The organism is Priestia megaterium (genome assembly GCF_023824195.1).
Classification (GTDB): domain Bacteria; phylum Bacillota; class Bacilli; order Bacillales; family Bacillaceae_H; genus Priestia; species Priestia megaterium_D.
The window spans coordinates 4,622,206-4,639,216 of record NZ_CP085442.1; the positions used below are offsets into that span (position 1 = coordinate 4,622,206).

A 17,011-nucleotide genomic window follows, 5' to 3' on the forward strand; every position below is an offset into this window, starting at 1 on the left:
CCTGTTGCTTATTTATGTCGATTTAAAAAGGCGGTTAATTCCTTGAGGCTATACGTATTTAATACCGTTTCTGGTGTAAGCCAGCCTTTAATTCCCGTAGATATTCCAATTTCCATATGTTCTAGCATGTCTAGATTGTGAGCATCTGTATTAATAGCAATTTTAACTCCTGCCTCTTGTGCTTTTTTTATGTGCTCAGCAGCTAAATCTAAACGGTTTGGATTCGCGTTTAGTTCAAGAGCCGTTTTTGTTTCTTTAGCTAATTCAATTAGCATATCAATATCTACATCATATCCGTTGCGGCGACCAATCAAACGACCGGTCGGATGAGCGATTAAATCTACATGAACATTATTTAACGCTTGCTTTAAGCGATTCATAATTTCTTCGCGTGATTGCGAAAAACTAGAGTGAATGGACGCAATAACAAAATCTAGCTCAGCTAGCATTTCATCATCATAATCAAGTGTTGCATCAGGCAAAATATCCATTTCAATTCCTGCTAGTATTGTAAAATCATCGAACTGTTCGTTTAAACGATTAATTTCTTCACGCTGTTTACGAATGCGTTCAGGCGTTAGACCGTTAGCTACTTTTAAATACTGAGAATGGTCTGTAATCGCCATGTACTCATAGCCTCGCGCGCGACATGCTTCCGCCATTTCTTCAATCGAATACGCCCCGTCGCTCCACGTGGAGTGCATATGCAAATCACCTTTTACGGCACCGTAGGTCACAAGCGTTTGAGGCTTTATAAATACATCTACTTCCGTTCCATCTTCACGAAGTTCCGGCGGAATAAACGACAGCCCAAAATGTTCATAGAATGCTTGTTCAGACTCAAAAGTCATGACTTCGCCTGTCTCCGCATTTTCAACGCCATACTCGCTAATTTTTTCACCGCGTTCTTTTGCTAATTGACGCATACGCACATTATGATCTTTTGATCCTGTAAAATGGTGAAGCGTTGTGGCAAACGCTTTATCTTCTACAAGACGAAAATCCACAGACACATCGTACTCATAGGCTAACGTTACCGATACTTTTGTATCTCCATTTGCAATGATATCCTTCACATTTGGCAGCGATACTAGCTGTTCACGGACAGCATGAGGCTCAGCTGTTGAAATAATAAAATCAAGATCTTTTACGGTTTCCCTCATGCGGCGAATGCTCCCTGCTTGAGAAAAACGCTCGATGCTATGCATATGTTTAAGGGCCTCTAAAATTTCTTCCGCTATTGGAAGCATAAAAGCAAGAGGCAAACGATCAGGACGCTTCCCAAACTCCTCAATAGCAGCGATAATTTTTTCTTCTGTCTTTTTACCAAAACCGCTTAGTCCCTGCACTCGATTTTCCATACAGGCCTGATGCAGTGATTCCATATCTCGAATATCTAGCTCTTTATATAATTTAGCGATTTTTTTACCTCCAAGCCCCGGCAGCTTAAGCAGAGGAATAAGTCCTTCAGGAACTTCTTGCTTTAGTTCTTCTAGTACACTTGACTCATTTGTTTCCATATACTCTGTAATGACTGCAGCCGTTCCTTTTCCAATCCCTTGGAGCTTAGTAAAATCCTCAATCTCTGTCAGCGTTCTCTCGTCAGTTTCTAGCGCTGCAGCTGCTTTTCGAAAAGCAGAAATTTTAAAAGGGTTATCTCCCTTTAATTCCATATATGTAGCAATTGTTTCTAACAATTTAATAATATCCTTTTTATTCATCTCTTTTCACCAGCCTATTATCATAATAACGAAACTTTCAAAAACATGATGAGTGACATATGTACTCTCTCAAATTTTTATCTAGACATACTTTTATCCTCGTGAAAACCGCAGAACAGACTGCGATAAAAAAAGAGGGTATCTCAAAAGTATTATGACACTTTCGACACACCCTCTCAACAAGCTATTGTAATTTCATTACATTACACCATACTGAGTCCACAAATCTTGAATGGCAGACGATAAGTATGGAGTATTTTGTACGATATTGATTGCAATTGAAGACTGTTGAATTGGCGTCTGAATTTCACTTACAGGAATCACGGCTCCAATGTATAACAAAATAAAAACGATGATATACACTTCAACGAATCCAAGTGCACCTCCGCCCCATTTATTTAACTGGCGCAGAATTGGCAGTTCGGTTAAAGCCGTTAAAACAGAGCCTGCAAGGCGAAGTACAATGTGAGTAGCAAAAAATAAAATCGCAAATGCAATCATTCGATAAAAAGCGTCTTCTATCGTTCCAGAATCAAATACAAACGATGCGACACTTTGCTGCTGAATATTGTCCGGAAACGGAATCAACAAGCGAAGTCGACTTGCCAAATCTCCACTAAACATATAAGCTACGATAAACGAAACCGCAAAACTGACAATATGAATGAGCTGCAAAATAAATCCTCTTTTAAGACCTGTTACAAAGCCTAAAAGAAGCAACACAATTAAAATGATATTAAGCATTGACTCAGTCATTCCTCTTTTCCATAAAGTTTTTGTTCAAGTCTCTCATAATCTTCTTTTAGTTTTATATATTCGTGTACAGCATTCACAGCTGTTAATACTGCTAATTTATTGATATCTAAAGAAGGGTTTTTAGTACTGATTTCACGCATTTTTTCATCCACTATAGAGGCGACAAGTCGAATATGGCTTGTACTTTCGCTACCGACGATGCTGTACTGCTGACCAAAGATGTCAACTGTCGCACGTGTTTTATCTTGTCTTGACACGAGAAAATCCTCCGTTCCACGAAAAATCCTAATCCCTATCATACCACGAAGAAGACTTCAATGGAAACATATCTATATTTAAGCTATCATAAGGGATAGTGCTTATAAAGTAAACTAAAATACCCCGAAAGGAGTGAAGCATTATGTCACATGCTGTTATTAAGGTATCAGCTGATCAAATAGCTAAAATGAAGCTTCATTACACATCCTATTTGCAGCCTAAACTGCCGCAGGGAAGTATTTTTGCAGCTAAAACCCCCGGCTGTTCTATCACTGCGTACCGCTCTGGAAAAGTACTTTTTCAAGGAAAAGAAGCTGAAACAGAAGCGGCTAAGTGGAGAGGCTCTTTAGATGCTGCTAAAAAGACTTCTGTCTCACACCTCCCATCAAACTTCAGTTCACTATCGGTCATCGGTTCTGACGAGGTAGGGACGGGAGATTATTTTGGTCCTATGACCGTGGTTGCTGCCTATGTTCAAAAAGAGCAGCTTCCTTTGTTAAAAGAATTAGGAGTACGAGATTCAAAAGAGTTAACGGATGCTAAAATCATTGAAATTGCCAAGCAGCTTGTTTCATTTATTCCTTACAGTTTGCTTGTTTTACATAACGAAAAGTATAATGAATTTCAAGAAAAAGGCATGTCGCAAGGTAAAATGAAAGCTCTGTTGCACAACAAAGCTTTATCCAACGTGTTAAAAAAATTGGATCCTGAAAAACCTGATGCCATTTTAATTGACCAGTTTGTTGAAAAAAGCACCTATTATAAACACGTGGTAAAGGAAAAAGAGATTATCAAAGAAAATGTCTTTTTCAGTACAAAAGGAGAAAGCGTTCATTTATCTGTAGCCGCTGCTTCCATTATTGCCAGATACGCATTTTTAAAACAAATGGATTTACTGACGGAAAAGACCGGGATGGTTATTCCTCGCGGAGCTGGGGCACAAGTTGATATCGCCGCTGCTAAAATTATTAAAAAACATGGCGTCAATGCGCTGAACTCTTTAGCTAAAATCCATTTTGCTAATACAGAAAAAGCTTTAAAATTAGCTAAAAAATAAGAGATGTGGAAATCCACATCTCTTTTCTTATTCTTATGAACGAAGCGTTGCACCAAATTCTTTTTCTACTGCTTCTAACACTGCACCATGTGCTTTTGCTACTTCTTCATCTGTTAATGTACGTTCAGGATCTAAGTAACGTAAAGAGAAAGCTACAGATTTCTTGCCTTCTTCCATACGCTCGCCTTCATATAGATCAAATACCGTCACGTCTTTTAAAAGTTCTCCGCCTGCTGCATAGATGACGCGCTGAACTTCTCCTGCAAGAACGTTGTTATCTACAACAAGTGCAATATCACGTGTAATAGATGGGAATCTTGGAATAGCTGAATAACGAACTTCTTCGACATCTGCAGCTAATAGCTCTTGAAGGTGTAATTCAAATACGTATGTTTCACGAAGACCATACTGTTTCTGAGCAACAGGATGAACTTGACCTACGTATCCAATTTCTTTTTCATCTAACCATACAGCCGCTGTACGTCCAGGGTGCATACCGTCTTTTTTAACGGGAGCATATGAGATTCTTTTCTCTAAACCAAGCTGTGCAAATAACCCTTCTAGTACACCTTTAATCACATAGAAATCAACGGCTTTCTTTTCACCTTGCCAGCCGTGAGCATGCCACAGACCCGTGATTGCACCAGCTACGCGCTCCTGCTCATCCGGTAATTCTCTTTCACCTTTAGATAAGAACACTGAGCCTGTTTCGTATAGCGCAATAGAATCCGATTGACGAGCATTATTATGCTTCACTGCTTCTAGCAAATGAGGCACTAAGCTTTGACGAAGGATGCTGCGATCTTCACTCATCGGCATTGCTAAACCAATCGTACTTGTTGCATTTAGTGCAAACTGAGTAGCTTTTTCAGCGCTCGTTAACGAATATGTTGTTGTTTGTGCTAGTCCCGCTCCCTCTAAGAAACGACGAACTTTACGGCGTCCAAGCTGATACTCCGTTAATTTCCCTGGAGTTGCCACTGTTACAGGAAGCGTTGTAGGAAGGTTGTCATAGCCATACATACGAGCTACTTCCTCTACGATATCTTCTTCGATTGTAATATCGCCTCTACGAGTTGGCACTGTTACAACAATGGTTTCGTCTTCTACTTTATTTTCAAATTGAAGACGGTTCATAATATCTTGTACTTCTTCCATTGACAATTCTGTACCAAGTACATCGTTAATACGTCCAAGTGACACAGCTACAACAGCAGGTTCCACAGTTAGTGTATCTACTTCTACAGTACCGCTTACCACTTCACCTGAAGCGTATTCAGCCATTAATTCTACTGCGCGGTCAGCAGCTACGCGCGTACGGTTGGGATCAATTCCTTTTTCAAAACGAGCGCTTGCCTCACTTCGAAGACCGTGGTCTTTTGAAGCTTGGCGAACCGTTAAGCCTTTGAAGTAAGCTGATTCAATGAGAACATTTACCGTATCGTCTTTTACTTCAGAGTTCGCTCCGCCCATTACACCTGCAAGAGCTACCGGCTCACTTCCGTTTGTAATGACAAGCTGATTGCCTTTTAATACGCGCTCTTGATCATCAAGTGTTACAAACTTCTCGCCTTCTGACGCGTGACGTACAACAATTTCTTTTGAACCAAGACGATCATAGTCAAAAGCATGCAGCGGCTGGCCGTATTCAAGCAAAATATAGTTGGTAATATCAACAACGTTGTTATGAGGTCGAATACCAGCTGCCATTAAACGCGTTTGCATCCATAATGGTGACGGAGCAATTTTTACGTTTTTCACAATGCGCGCTACGTAAAGCGGATTGTCTTCTTTTGCCTCTACTTTAACGGAAATATAATCAGCTGCTTGCTCATCAGACGTTTGCACGTTTACTGACGGATACTTCACTTCACGACGTAAAATAGCAGCCACTTCATGTGCTACGCCTAACATACTTAAGCAGTCTGAACGGTTTGGTGTTAGCCCCAGTTCTAATACTTCATCGTTTAAGTTTAATGCATCTAGTGCATCCGCTCCTACTTCAGCATGGCTTGGGAACACGAAGATGCCTTCTTGATAATCTTTTGCCACAAGCTTGCTTTCAATGCCAAGCTCTTGAAGAGAACAAATCATACCGTTCGATTCTTCACCGCGAAGCTTAGCACGCTTGATTTTAAAGTTACCTGGAAGTACAGCTCCCACTTTTGCAACCGCTACTTTTTGACCTTGTGCCACGTTCGGTGCTCCGCACACGATTTGAACGATTTCTCCTCCGCCAAGATCTACTTGACAGCGGCTTAATTTATCAGCATTTGGATGCTGTTCACGTTCTACAACGTGACCAATTACCACTCCGCTGATGCCTTTATTTAAGTTTTCTACACCTTCAACTTCAATTCCACTTTTTGTGATTTTATCTGCTAACTCTTCTGCCGTTACGCCTGATAAGTCAACATACTCTTGTAACCAACGATAAGATACAAACATCGTAGTCCCTCCTTTATACTTGTTTAAATTGATCTAAGAAACGAACATCATTTGTATAGAAATGACGAATATCATCCACGCCGTGTTTTAACATAGCAATACGCTCTACACCGATTCCAAAAGCAAAACCACGATATTTAGTTGAATCGTATCCAGCCATTTCAAGGACATTTGGATGAACCATGCCGGCTCCTAAAATTTCAATCCAGCCTGTTTGTTTACATACATTACAGCCTTTACCTCCACATTTTGCACACGATACGTCTACTTCTACAGACGGCTCAGTGAATGGGAAGAAACTTGGACGAAGACGAATTTCACGGTCTGCACCGAACATCTTTTTCACAAATACTTCAAGCGTGCCTTTTAAATCGCTCATACGAATGTTTTCGTCTACTACAAGACCTTCAATTTGCATGAATTGATGAGAATGCGTAGCATCATCGTCATCACGGCGGTACACTTTACCTGGGCAAATAATTTTAACAGGTCCTTTGCCTTCATTCTTGTTCATAACACGAGCTTGAACAGTTGATGTATGCGTACGAAGAAGCGTTTCTTCCGTAATATAGAACGTATCTTGCATATCACGTGCTGGGTGACCTTTTGGCAAGTTCAGCGCTTCGAAATTATAGTAGTCCTGCTCTACTTCCGGTCCTTCTGCTACTTCATAGCCCATTCCTAAGAATAAATCTTCTACTTCTTCAACCACGCTTGTTAGCGGGTGATGCGTACCTGTTTTAACAGGGCGTCCTGGCAGCGTTACGTCGATTGTTTCTGAAGCAAGTTTACGCTCTACCTCGGCTGCTTCTAACGCCGTTTGTTTTTCTTCAATTTTAGATGCAATAGCTTCACGTACTTCATTTGCAAGTGCTCCCATCACAGGACGCTCTTCAGCTGAAAGTTTCCCCATACCGCGAAGTACTTCTGTGATAGGGCCTTTCTTTCCTAAATAAGCTACGCGTACATCGTTTAATTCTTTTAAAGCACTTGCTGCTTCGACTTTTGCAATTGCTTCTTGTTGAAGTTCTTGTAAACGTTCTTTCATCACTTATTCCTCCTTTTAACATAAAAAATGACAAATAAAAAAACCTCCTCCCAAAAAAGGGACGAGGATTAGTCGCGTTACCACCCTTGTTAACTATATACACAGACGTATACAGTTCACTTCATTCAAGTTAACGGAATCTCCGGAACACCTTTACATCTATGTAAGATGGTCTAAGTGTCAACTCAAGAGGTGAATTCACTTATTACATTTATAAAAATGCTTTCAGTCACGGCATTTTCTCCCTGCATAAACGGACATAAGCTACTGCTCTCTTTCATCGTTTTTTACATATGTAACTATTGTATTATTATAGTGAAAACACGTTCTCGATGCAACTACATTCCGCGTAAATAATAAAGTAAGATTCCAGAAGCGATGGCAACATTTAGCGACTCGCTCTTTCCATAGATAGGAATGTACAGATTCTGATCCGTTTGTTCCAGCACTTTCTCGCTTACGCCGTTTCCTTCATTTCCCACAATCAGCGCAAATTCGTTTGAAGGTTTTACGTGTGTGTAGACCTTTCCATTTTGTAGCGACGTGCCGTAAACTGCTATTCCTCTTTCTTTTAACAGTGAAATCATTTCGAGTAAATCACCTTTTACAATTGGAAGGTGAAAAATAGCTCCTTGCGTTGAACGAACGACTTTTGGGTTGTACACATCCACGCTGCCCTCTCCAACGATAATAGCGTCCACTCCGGCAGCATCAGCGGTTCGAATAATCGTACCTAGGTTACCTGGATCTTGCACCGCATCTAAAAGCAATACTTTCTGTGCTGTATGAATGATTTCTGCATGCTTCGTTTGAAAACACACGGCGATAATTCCTTGAGGTGTTTCTGTGTCAGATAATAATTTGATTATTGCTTCGTTTACAACGGTTATTTCGATACCATCTATGTTCCACTGTGCTGGCACTTCGATCGATTCGCGTATAATTAGTTCCTTTACGCAATTCTTATTTTTGATAGCTTCTTCGACTAAATGAAAGCCTTCTACCATAAAAAGGCCCTGCTTATCACGGTCTTTTTTATTATGCAGCTTTTTCCACGCTTTTACCTGCGGATTTTTAACTGAATCAATTTGTTTCACAAACATAACTCCTTTATCTATACAAAAATAAATAGTTCGATTACATTTTGCTCAATAATCATTAGATAAGTTTCACTTTATTGTACATAGAAATCGCAAAGAAAACAAAAACTATTGGTAACTTTACGATAGCTGAGGTGAAAATGATGGATCTTAATTTACGAAATGCTGTTATTGCAAACGTTTCAGGAAACTCAAAAGAAGAGCTTGAAGCTACAATTTCTGACGCTATTCAAAGCGGTGAAGAAAAAATGCTCCCTGGACTTGGTGTTTTATTTGAGGTGCTTTGGGAAAAGTCTCCAGAATCAGAAAAAGAAGAAATTCTGACAACACTTGAAAACGGTTTAAAATAAATAGCCTTTTCCTATGTACAACAAAAAGCTCATTCTCCTGGGAGAATGAGCTTTTTTTAATTATACGTAATTGTGTTCACCGTATCTCGGTCTAAGCGTTTAATTACTTCGGCAATTAATTTAACTGCATTTTCATAATCATCACGATGAAGCATCGCTGCATGAGAATGGATATAACGAGTTGCGATTGTAATCGAAAGTGCCGGCACCCCGTTAGCTGAAATATGGATAGAACCTGAGTCCGTACCGCCTCCAGCGATTGCATCAAATTGATATGGAATATTTAATTCATCTGCCACATCTACCACCGTATCTCGAAGTCCTTTATGAGAAACCATGGAAGCATCATATAAAATGATTTGCGGACCGTCTCCCATTTTAGAAGATGCTTCTTTATCAGAAACGCCAGGTGTATCTCCAGCGATACCGACATCAACAGCAAATGCAATATCTGGTTCAATAAAGTTAGCGGATGTTTTTGCGCCTCGAAGTCCAACTTCTTCTTGCACCGTTCCTACACCATACACAACATTTTCATGTGTTTCATTTTTTAAAGCTTTTAATACATCGATAGCTATTGCACAGCCAATACGGTTATCCCAGGCTTTCGCTAGCAGCATCTTTTCATTGTTCATAACTGTAAATTCGAAATAAGGCACAACCTGATCACCCGGTTTCACTCCCCACTCCGCTACTTCTTCTCTACTAGAGGCACCAATATCGATGAACATATCTTTAATGTCAACTGGCTTTTTACGAACTTCTGGAGGCAGGATATGAGGAGGCTTTGAGCCAATAATCCCCGTTACCTCTCCTTTAGATGTAACGATGGTTACGCGTTGAGCAAGCATAACTTGAGACCACCATCCGCCTACCGTTTGAAAACGAATAAAGCCGCGTTCATCAATTTGAGTCACCATAAAGCCTACTTCATCTAAGTGACCGGCTACCATAATTTTAGGCCCTTGTTCGTTTCCCACTTTTTTTGCAATCAAACTGCCTAGCCCATCCGTCGTTACTTCATCTGCATAAGGTGCAATATATTTCTTCATAACCTCACGCGGTTCACGTTCATTGCCAGGAATTCCTTTTGCATCTGTTAGTGCTTTAAGCATTGTCAATGTTTCATCTAACTTTGTCATATGGATTACCCCTTTCATATGTATACCTCTATTATAGCTAAAAAGAGGTTGAAGTAAAATTTCCCATCCCTTTATTTCTAGTATCCTTGTTCTTGGCGTTTAAAATTCACTTCATTTTTTGAGATGTACGCCTCTTCAATATGTTCAGCGGAAAAACCGAACATATCGCCAAGCGTCATGTAAGATACAAACATGTCCACATAGTTTTCTTTCGACTGATCCTTCTCGAAAGCAGCAACTTGCGCAAATACCTGTAAAAATTGTGCTGTTTTTGAATCACTTGCTTTTGCTTTCGGTAGCTCAGTTAAATCATCGTATCCTTTTTCAATACCTAAAGAAAGGATAAAATGTACGCCGTCCACAAATTCTTCTAAAATAACAGCGTCTTCAGCGGGAGGTTTAACACTCCAAAATTTGAAGCAGCGCGTTTCGTTTGCCAGTTCTCCCATTTCGACAAGCAGTGCTAAAAGCTTTCTCGGAATCAAGTCTTCCTTATGAAGCTCATGCTTATCCTCTATATGCTGATCCAGCTGGCGCTGCATAGTAAATAGCTGTTTTAAATTCAATGTAATCACTCCTGTAATTATGTATATCTTCTTCTTTTTAAACCAATAAAGAAATTATATCAAAAATCATGAAACTTTTTAGAAACTCGAACGTAAAGTAAGAAAACTGTGCCTTGTAAAGGAGGGAGCGTTATGTTTGTTATTGTTATCGTTCGCGTGTTCATTTTCGCGCTTGTTGCTTACACGCTATTAAAGCTGGTTCAGCATTTTCGCAGTCCAAAGCGGAAGCTTGTAGCAGCTCAGGAACATCAGCAATTCTTTGTCGTTGATGAAAAAACGAATATCCGCAAAAATTTTCTATTAACGTATAAAGGTATTTTATTTGAAGGAGAAAAATACAGCAATCCCAATGAACCAGAGTCTCTATCAATTACAATGGTGTTAACAGATCCATCTCGATTACATGAACTGCAAAAAGAAGATTTCAAGCTGCTTGAAAACCACGTACACGACATGTATCCAAATGCTCCTATTCGCTGGAAAAGCCCCGTTCGAGAATTTTTACACTGAGCACAAAAAATATTTGTGCTCAGCTGATAACAAAAAAGAAAAATAAATCAAGAACAGCAAGAATAGGAAACCCTACTGTAAATGCTTTGTGCTTCGTTTTATGACGATAGCAATACATACCAATGAGTCCTCCAAGTGCTCCTCCGATAGCAGCTACCGTCCACAGTGTGCTTTCGGCAATTCTCCACTCATGCCTTTTCGCTTTTTGTTTATCCCTATACATCATTCCTATCCCTACTATATTGATGATAATAAAATAGGTAAGCAGCAGTTGGTTCATGATATATCCTCCGATAGCAAAAAAGCCTCATCATCCAAAGATGACGAGACTTTATAATCAATTACTTATCTAAGCCTTTTTTAGCAGCAGTTGCTAATTCAGCAAATGCTTTTTCATCAGCTACAGCTAAGTCAGCAAGCATTTTGCGGTTAACTTCAATACCTGCTAATTTTAAACCGTGCATTAAACGGCTGTAAGAAAGACCGTTCATACGAGCAGCTGCATTGATACGTGTGATCCATAATTTACGGAAGTCACGTTTTTTCTGACGACGGTCACGATAAGCATACATGTGAGATTTCATAACTTGCTGATTAGCAACTTTATATAATCTATGCTTCGAACCGAAGAAACCTTTAGCTAATTTTAAAACTTTTTTACGACGTTTGCGTGTTACTGTACCGCCTTTTACGCGTGGCATAATTGTTTACCTCCTGTATTGTTTCTATCTCAACCCAAATTACTTAATGTTATCTAATAAGTGACGGATACGTTTGAAGTCACCTTTGCTTACTAAAGAACCTTTACGTAATTTACGCTTTTGTTTTGTAGATTTGTTAGCGAATAAATGGCTTGTGTAAGCACGAGCACGTTTTAATTTACCGCTTCCAGTCTTTTTGAAACGCTTTGCAGCGCCACGATGTGTTTTCATTTTTGGCATGGGGTGTTCCTCCTCGTTCTATTACTTTTCGTTTTTAGGTGCCAAGACTAAGAACATGCTGCGGCCTTCCATTTTTGGAGCCGATTCAACTGAACTTACATCTTCGCAAGCTTGTGAAAAACGTTCAAGTACTTTTTGGCCAATCCCTTTATGAGTAATGGCACGACCTTTAAAGCGAATAGACGCTTTCACTTTGTCACCTTTTTCAAGGAACTTGCGTGCGTTACGAAGTTTAGTGTTAAAATCATGTTCATCAATTGTTGGACTTAAACGAACTTCTTTTAAGTTTACAACTTTTTGGTTTTTACGAGCTTCTCTTTCTTTACGTTGTTGCTCATAGCGGAATTTACCGTAGTCCATAATACGACATACCGGCGGTTTCGCATTTGCAGCAACCATTACTAAGTCAAGATTTACTCGTGAAGCAATTTCTAATGCTTCATTTTTTGATTTAATTCCTAATTGTTCACCGTTTTGATCAATTAGACGAACTTCGCGAGCTCGAATGCCCTCGTTTACCATCATGTCCTTGCTAATAAGTAGCCACCTCCAAGGTTTAATGAGCGAATACGCTTGCTTAGACCGATTATTAACTCACACAAAAAAGTGTGAGTACATACTGCACCCACACTTCTATCGTTTTAATTAAGATACGATGTACCTGCTAACTGCTCTATGCGTCACTCAGGTGAGAAGCGGGTGCTTCTTCTTCTGTATAAACAAGTATTCAATTACTTAAGCTATTATAGTATCAACAAAGACAAAAGTCAATGATTTCGTTCTTTTTTCACAACAAAAGTTATTGTATCAAAGGAAAAACATTTATGCAACAGTTTTTTATAAATGTTGCATAAAAAAGCAGAGAATTTCAATTCTCTGCTTTTTTCATTAACGAGATGCTTCTGCTTTTACATTTTGTAAAAAGGCTTGGAAATCCACTGTTTCTGAATTCTGCTCACCATATTTACGTACGTTTACTGCTTTATCCTCTACTTCTTTATCCCCTACAACAAGCATATAAGGAATTTTTTGCATTTGAGCCTCACGGATTTTATAGCCAATTTTCTCATCGCGTGAATCAAGTTCCACACGAATACCCGCAAGCTGAAGCTGTTCTTGCACTTCTTTTGCATACTCAAGGTGAACCGTAGGTGATACCGGAATCACTTGAACTTGTACAGGTGCTAACCACGTTGGGAAAGCTCCTTTGTATTCTTCGATTAAGAAAGCTACAAAACGTTCCATTGTTGACACCACGCCGCGGTGAATAACAACCGGTCGATGTTGTTTTCCGTCTTCCCCTACATACGTTAAATCAAATCGTTCAGGAAGTAAGAAATCCAATTGAACCGTAGATAGCGTCTCTTCTTTACCAAGAGCCGTTTTAACTTGAACGTCTAGTTTTGGACCGTAGAATGCCGCTTCGCCTTCAGCTTCATAATAATCAAGGTCAAGCTCATCCATTGCGTCTTTTAACATGCTTTGTGCTTTTTCCCACATTGCATCATCATCAAAGTATTTTTCTGTATCTTCAGGGTCACGGTAAGATAGACGGAATGAATAATTTTCAAATCCAAAATCTTTATAAACCGCTTCAACTAAGCGAACCACACGAATAAATTCTTCTTTGATTTGATCCGGACGTACAAAGATATGCGCATCATTTAGCGTCATGCCTCGAACACGCTGAAGTCCTGATAATGCTCCTGACATTTCGTAGCGGTGCATCGTTCCAAGCTCAGCAATACGGATTGGAAGCTCACGATAGCTGTGAATACCTTGTTTGTAAACCATCATGTGATGAGGACAGTTCATCGGACGAAGAACCAGGTCTTCGTTATCCATTTCCATTGCAGGGAACATGTCATCTTGGTAGTGCTCCCAGTGACCAGACGTTTTGTAAAGTTCTACACTTCCCAGCACCGGAGTGTAAACGTGCTGATAACCAAGGCTTACTTCTTTATCTACGATATAACGCTCGATAATACGGCGGATCGTCGCACCTTTTGGAAGCCATAAAGGCAGACCTTGTCCTACTTTTTGAGAATTTGTAAATAAGTTTAGCTCTTTACCAAGTTTACGGTGATCACGTTCTTTTGCTTCTTCAAGAAGACGAAGATGCTCGTCTAAATCTGCTTTTGTAAAGAATGCTGTACCGTAAATACGCTGCAGCATTTGATTATCGCTGTCTCCGCGCCAATAAGCACCTGCCACGCTTAATAGTTTAAATTCTTTAATTTTGCCTGTTGACGGCACGTGCACGCCTCGGCAAAGGTCAAAGAATTCGCCTTGTTGGTAAATCGTAACCTTTTCACCTGCTGGAATTGCATCGATCAATTCAAGCTTTAGTTCATCGCCAACTTCTTTAAAAAGTTGAATGGCTTCTTCACGAGAAACTTCTTTTCGTTCAATTTCGATATTTGAATTAACGATTTTTTTCATTTCTTTTTCAATTTTACCTAAATCTTCAGGAATAATTGACTCTTCCATATCGATGTCATAGTAAAAACCGTTTTCGATAACCGGCCCTACACCTAGCTGTACTTTTGTATCTTTGTATAAACGTTTGATTGCTTGAGCCATTAAATGCGCTGTACTATGACGCATAATTTCAAGCGCTTCAGGAGCATCTTGCGTAATGATTTCAAGACTGCCATCTTGTTCGATTGGCGTACGTAAATCCAGCAGCTCGCCGTTTACTTTGCCTGCTAATGCTTTCTTCTTTAATCCCGGGCTAATAGAAGCCGCAATATCTTCTGTTGATGATCCTTTTGGATACTCTTTAACAGCTCCATCAGGAAATGTCATTTTGATTACTTCTGACACAACTTTCCACTCCTTTAACATAACTGAATAAACTTTTTGTAAAAACAAAAAACTCGTCCCTTATCAAAAGGGACGAGTTGTGTATACACGCGGTACCACCCTTGTTTCCTCTTCGTATCTTGGATAACCCAAAGAACCCGAAGCGGCTCGAGGTTTTATAACGGAAATTCCGTCAGTAATTACTAGAGGCTCTGCTCGTTTACTACTGAAGTTTAGAGGTGGTAAGAATATATTCCGTGTTAGGAGATTTTCAGCCTAGATCTCCCTCTCTACAAACCGTAAATATACACTCATGTCCTCATCATAACTTGTAACATATAGCTGTTTTTCAATATGCATTTATTATATTCATTTTCAAAATAGAAATCAACCTTTCACGTTATATTTTGCTTTTGATCAAACGGAAATTCATTTTTTTCGTATAACATAACTTTTTCTTGGAAGATATTTTGAATGGTATAAACAAAATCATGATCATGCTGGTCGCTATACAGATGAATAGCAGCTGGAGATAAACTTAGCAAAGGCGCGATAATAGTCGAGTCTATGTATAATGATTCTTGTTTAGATAAAAAGGCCTCTGCTAGAGCTGCACATTCACGTTCAGGAACATATCTACTGCTGTGGTCGTACAATACAAACTTGTTTTTATTCAAGTGCATCACATACACATCACCTGTAGATGACTGTCTTTCATTAGCTGCTTGACGCAGCTGATGAATAAGAATTTGATAGTCTTGCTCAAGCCTATATTCATCAATCGCCAGCTCAGCATAATAGCGCAGCCGCTCTTGATATTCTTTTAAACGGAATTGGAGAAAAGACTCAAAGGTGAATGTTACATTATGAATGAAGAAGTCTTGAAGAGCCTGGCGGATAAGTAATTCTCTTGGAAGAGAAAATGTTTTTTGCGGAATTTCGCCTCTCTCTCCTTCCATAATCCCCCCCATAATTTGAAGCAGCAAATCTTGCTCTTCCTCTTCTGAATAGAAAAATTGTTCTTTTAATATGTTTACCATCATCTTTTTTTCTTTCTTTTTTAAAATTACGTGGGTTAATACCGGTATCACCATGTCTTGTAAAATGGCCTCTCTATTGTATGTCTCATCAATGACTAAAAGCTGATTATTCACCAGCTTCAAGCACTGTGAACCATATGATAAAGCGCTTCGCTTCGCGCATAAAGACTCATATACAACGACTGCGTCTTCTACATATTTAAAAAATATTTTCATTCCTCATAGCCCCCCTTTGGACACGCTTTATTAATGTATATGGGGCAACATGCAAAAAAATGAGCAAGTCGTTACAAGAAATGTAAAACGACCTGCTCATCTATTTCGTTTATTCTCTCCATTCATTTCAACAGGAATGGCTAGAGACTTAATTCGTTCCATGACACGAGCGGCTTTGAGCTCTTCCTGCTCGCCTCTTTGGGTATAAGTCAAATGATGTTGAAGCTCTTTAAAATTTAAATTCGAGCTGAAAAATGTCGGCAAATTTTCGAGCATACGGAATTGTAAAATGGTTCCGAGCACATCGTCTCGCATCCAGCTCGTTACGGATTCTGCTCCGAGATCATCAAGCATAAGAACCGGTACTTTTTTGACATACTCTATTTTCTCATTGAAGCTTTGATCTTGAAACGAACCTTTTAACTCACGCAAAAACTCCGGAACATACAGAATGGTAGATTTCACTTTCTTTTCGGCTAACGCATTCGCAATTGCTCCAAGAAAATACGTTTTCCCCACACCAAAAGAACCGTGTAAATATAAAGCTTTCATTTTCTTATTTGGCTCATATTCTCGCACAAAATCTCTTACTAGTTTAATGGCTTCAAATCTTCCCTGCTCAATTTCAATATCAGACATTGTTGCCTGTAAAATTTCTTTAGGCACGTACATACACTGAATAAAAGATTCTTGTTCTTTTCGCTCATCTTCTTGTACTTTTCTAGGACAGCGTTCATACTGTAAATCAATATTACGGCCTTTTACAACCAGCTGAGGGTGGTATCCTTTCACCATATTGACACAGCTTTGCAGAGAAGGACACTTGTCACAGCATTTGCTTTGGTCGATAAATTCATGCATCTTCATCAAGCCTCGGTCGACCATTTGCTCATCTAACTCATGGCGATGCTCTTGCAAAAATGTTTTAACTTCGGGATTAGACAGGATACTGTTTCTTAATGCTTCTAAGCGTGCTTTAAAATCCTTTTTGTTCACTAACTGATTTAGTGAATCATTGATAGGCTTCATCTTTTTCACCTCATCTCTATCATA

General features: G+C 39.4%; 18 protein-coding genes and 3 other annotated features. Of the genes, 3 read left to right on the forward strand and 15 right to left on the reverse strand.

Annotated features, from left to right (window positions below):
- Positions 1 to 8: 8 nt before the first annotated feature.
- From polX to zapA, 3 genes are all read right to left on the reverse strand, one after another.
- Complete coding sequence (gene polX / locus LIS78_RS23990) at positions 9 to 1,721, reverse strand: DNA polymerase/3'-5' exonuclease PolX (RefSeq protein ID WP_195781766.1); 1,713 nt, start codon at positions 1,719 to 1,721, stop codon at positions 9 to 11.
- Positions 1,722 to 1,919: 198 nt separating this feature from the next.
- On the reverse strand, positions 1,920 to 2,465 hold the full coding sequence (locus tag LIS78_RS23995; protein WP_192885562.1) for a CvpA family protein: 546 nt from the start codon (positions 2,463 to 2,465) through the stop codon (positions 1,920 to 1,922).
- 8 nt (positions 2,466 to 2,473) lie between these two features.
- Complete coding sequence (gene zapA, locus LIS78_RS24000) at positions 2,474 to 2,734, reverse strand: cell division protein ZapA (RefSeq protein ID WP_013059415.1); 261 nt, start codon at positions 2,732 to 2,734, stop codon at positions 2,474 to 2,476.
- Between the two features lie 143 nt (positions 2,735 to 2,877).
- Here zapA and rnhC point away from each other — a divergent pair, with 143 nt between their 5' ends.
- On the forward strand, positions 2,878 to 3,792 hold the full coding sequence (gene rnhC / locus LIS78_RS24005; protein ID WP_252284435.1) for a ribonuclease HIII: 915 nt from the start codon (positions 2,878 to 2,880) through the stop codon (positions 3,790 to 3,792).
- Positions 3,793 to 3,825: 33 nt separating this feature from the next.
- On the opposite strand, the gene pheT is transcribed toward rnhC, so the two are convergent.
- The 3 genes from pheT to LIS78_RS24020 all read right to left on the reverse strand — a co-directional run bounded on the left by pheT (position 3,826) and on the right by LIS78_RS24020 (position 8,391).
- Positions 3,826 to 6,240 (reverse strand): phenylalanine--tRNA ligase subunit beta, encoded by a 2,415-nt coding sequence (gene pheT / locus LIS78_RS24010; protein ID WP_195781764.1) that lies wholly within the window; start codon positions 6,238 to 6,240, stop codon positions 3,826 to 3,828.
- 13 nt (positions 6,241 to 6,253) lie between these two features.
- Positions 6,254 to 7,288: a phenylalanine--tRNA ligase subunit alpha gene (pheS, locus tag LIS78_RS24015; RefSeq protein WP_071270365.1), complete on the reverse strand. Its 1,035-nt coding sequence runs from the start codon at positions 7,286 to 7,288 to the stop codon at positions 6,254 to 6,256.
- A 54-nt stretch (positions 7,289 to 7,342) separates the two neighbouring features.
- Positions 7,343 to 7,578 (reverse strand) — a binding site (T-box leader).
- A 48-nt stretch (positions 7,579 to 7,626) separates the two neighbouring features.
- The gene (locus LIS78_RS24020) at positions 7,627 to 8,391 is read right to left on the reverse strand and encodes a TrmH family RNA methyltransferase (RefSeq protein ID WP_252284436.1); all 765 of its coding nucleotides are present in this window, start codon (positions 8,389 to 8,391) and stop codon (positions 7,627 to 7,629) included.
- A 140-nt stretch (positions 8,392 to 8,531) separates the two neighbouring features.
- Here LIS78_RS24020 and sspI point away from each other — a divergent pair, with 140 nt between their 5' ends.
- Complete coding sequence (sspI, locus tag LIS78_RS24025; protein ID WP_013059420.1) at positions 8,532 to 8,738, forward strand: small acid-soluble spore protein SspI; 207 nt, start codon at positions 8,532 to 8,534, stop codon at positions 8,736 to 8,738.
- A gap of 56 nt (positions 8,739 to 8,794) precedes the next feature.
- Here the strand turns inward: sspI and LIS78_RS24030 are convergent, their stop codons facing one another.
- Together LIS78_RS24030 and LIS78_RS24035 are read right to left on the reverse strand one after the other, a co-directional pair.
- The gene (locus tag LIS78_RS24030; protein ID WP_252284437.1) at positions 8,795 to 9,880 is read right to left on the reverse strand and encodes a M42 family metallopeptidase; all 1,086 of its coding nucleotides are present in this window, start codon (positions 9,878 to 9,880) and stop codon (positions 8,795 to 8,797) included.
- Between the two features lie 77 nt (positions 9,881 to 9,957).
- Entirely contained in the window at positions 9,958 to 10,446 is a 489-nt protein-coding gene (locus LIS78_RS24035; protein ID WP_195781762.1) for a dUTP diphosphatase, read from the reverse strand.
- Between the two features lie 132 nt (positions 10,447 to 10,578).
- Here LIS78_RS24035 and LIS78_RS24040 point away from each other — a divergent pair, with 132 nt between their 5' ends.
- A complete protein-coding gene (locus tag LIS78_RS24040; RefSeq protein ID WP_195781761.1) occupies positions 10,579 to 10,956 on the forward strand; it encodes a hypothetical protein in 378 nt (125 codons plus the stop codon).
- 19 nt (positions 10,957 to 10,975) lie between these two features.
- Here LIS78_RS24040 and LIS78_RS24045 read toward each other — a convergent pair whose 3' ends face one another.
- From LIS78_RS24045 to dnaI, 7 genes are all read right to left on the reverse strand, one after another.
- Entirely contained in the window at positions 10,976 to 11,236 is a 261-nt protein-coding gene (locus LIS78_RS24045; protein WP_252284438.1) for a DUF1294 domain-containing protein, read from the reverse strand.
- Between the two features lie 61 nt (positions 11,237 to 11,297).
- The gene (rplT, locus tag LIS78_RS24050) at positions 11,298 to 11,657 is read right to left on the reverse strand and encodes a 50S ribosomal protein L20 (RefSeq protein ID WP_013059425.1); all 360 of its coding nucleotides are present in this window, start codon (positions 11,655 to 11,657) and stop codon (positions 11,298 to 11,300) included.
- Between the two features lie 39 nt (positions 11,658 to 11,696).
- Entirely contained in the window at positions 11,697 to 11,897 is a 201-nt protein-coding gene (gene rpmI / locus LIS78_RS24055; protein ID WP_013059426.1) for a 50S ribosomal protein L35, read from the reverse strand.
- Between the two features lie 21 nt (positions 11,898 to 11,918).
- The gene (gene infC / locus LIS78_RS24060; RefSeq protein WP_013059427.1) at positions 11,919 to 12,422 is read right to left on the reverse strand and encodes a translation initiation factor IF-3; all 504 of its coding nucleotides are present in this window, start codon (positions 12,420 to 12,422) and stop codon (positions 11,919 to 11,921) included.
- Between the two features lie 69 nt (positions 12,423 to 12,491).
- Positions 12,492 to 12,614: a sequence feature (ribosomal protein L20 leader region), on the reverse strand.
- A 171-nt stretch (positions 12,615 to 12,785) separates the two neighbouring features.
- On the reverse strand, positions 12,786 to 14,744 hold the full coding sequence (thrS, locus tag LIS78_RS24065; protein ID WP_434092370.1) for a threonine--tRNA ligase: 1,959 nt from the start codon (positions 14,742 to 14,744) through the stop codon (positions 12,786 to 12,788).
- Between the two features lie 44 nt (positions 14,745 to 14,788).
- Positions 14,789 to 15,037: a binding site (T-box leader), on the reverse strand.
- A 60-nt stretch (positions 15,038 to 15,097) separates the two neighbouring features.
- Positions 15,098 to 15,958: a sporulation protein YtxC gene (gene ytxC / locus LIS78_RS24070; RefSeq protein ID WP_195781759.1), complete on the reverse strand. Its 861-nt coding sequence runs from the start codon at positions 15,956 to 15,958 to the stop codon at positions 15,098 to 15,100.
- A 96-nt stretch (positions 15,959 to 16,054) separates the two neighbouring features.
- Positions 16,055 to 16,987 carry a primosomal protein DnaI gene (gene dnaI / locus LIS78_RS24075; protein WP_013059430.1) on the reverse strand — a complete coding sequence of 311 codons (933 nt, stop codon included), beginning with the start codon at positions 16,985 to 16,987 and terminating at the stop codon, positions 16,055 to 16,057.
- Positions 16,988 to 17,011 lie beyond the last annotated feature (24 nt).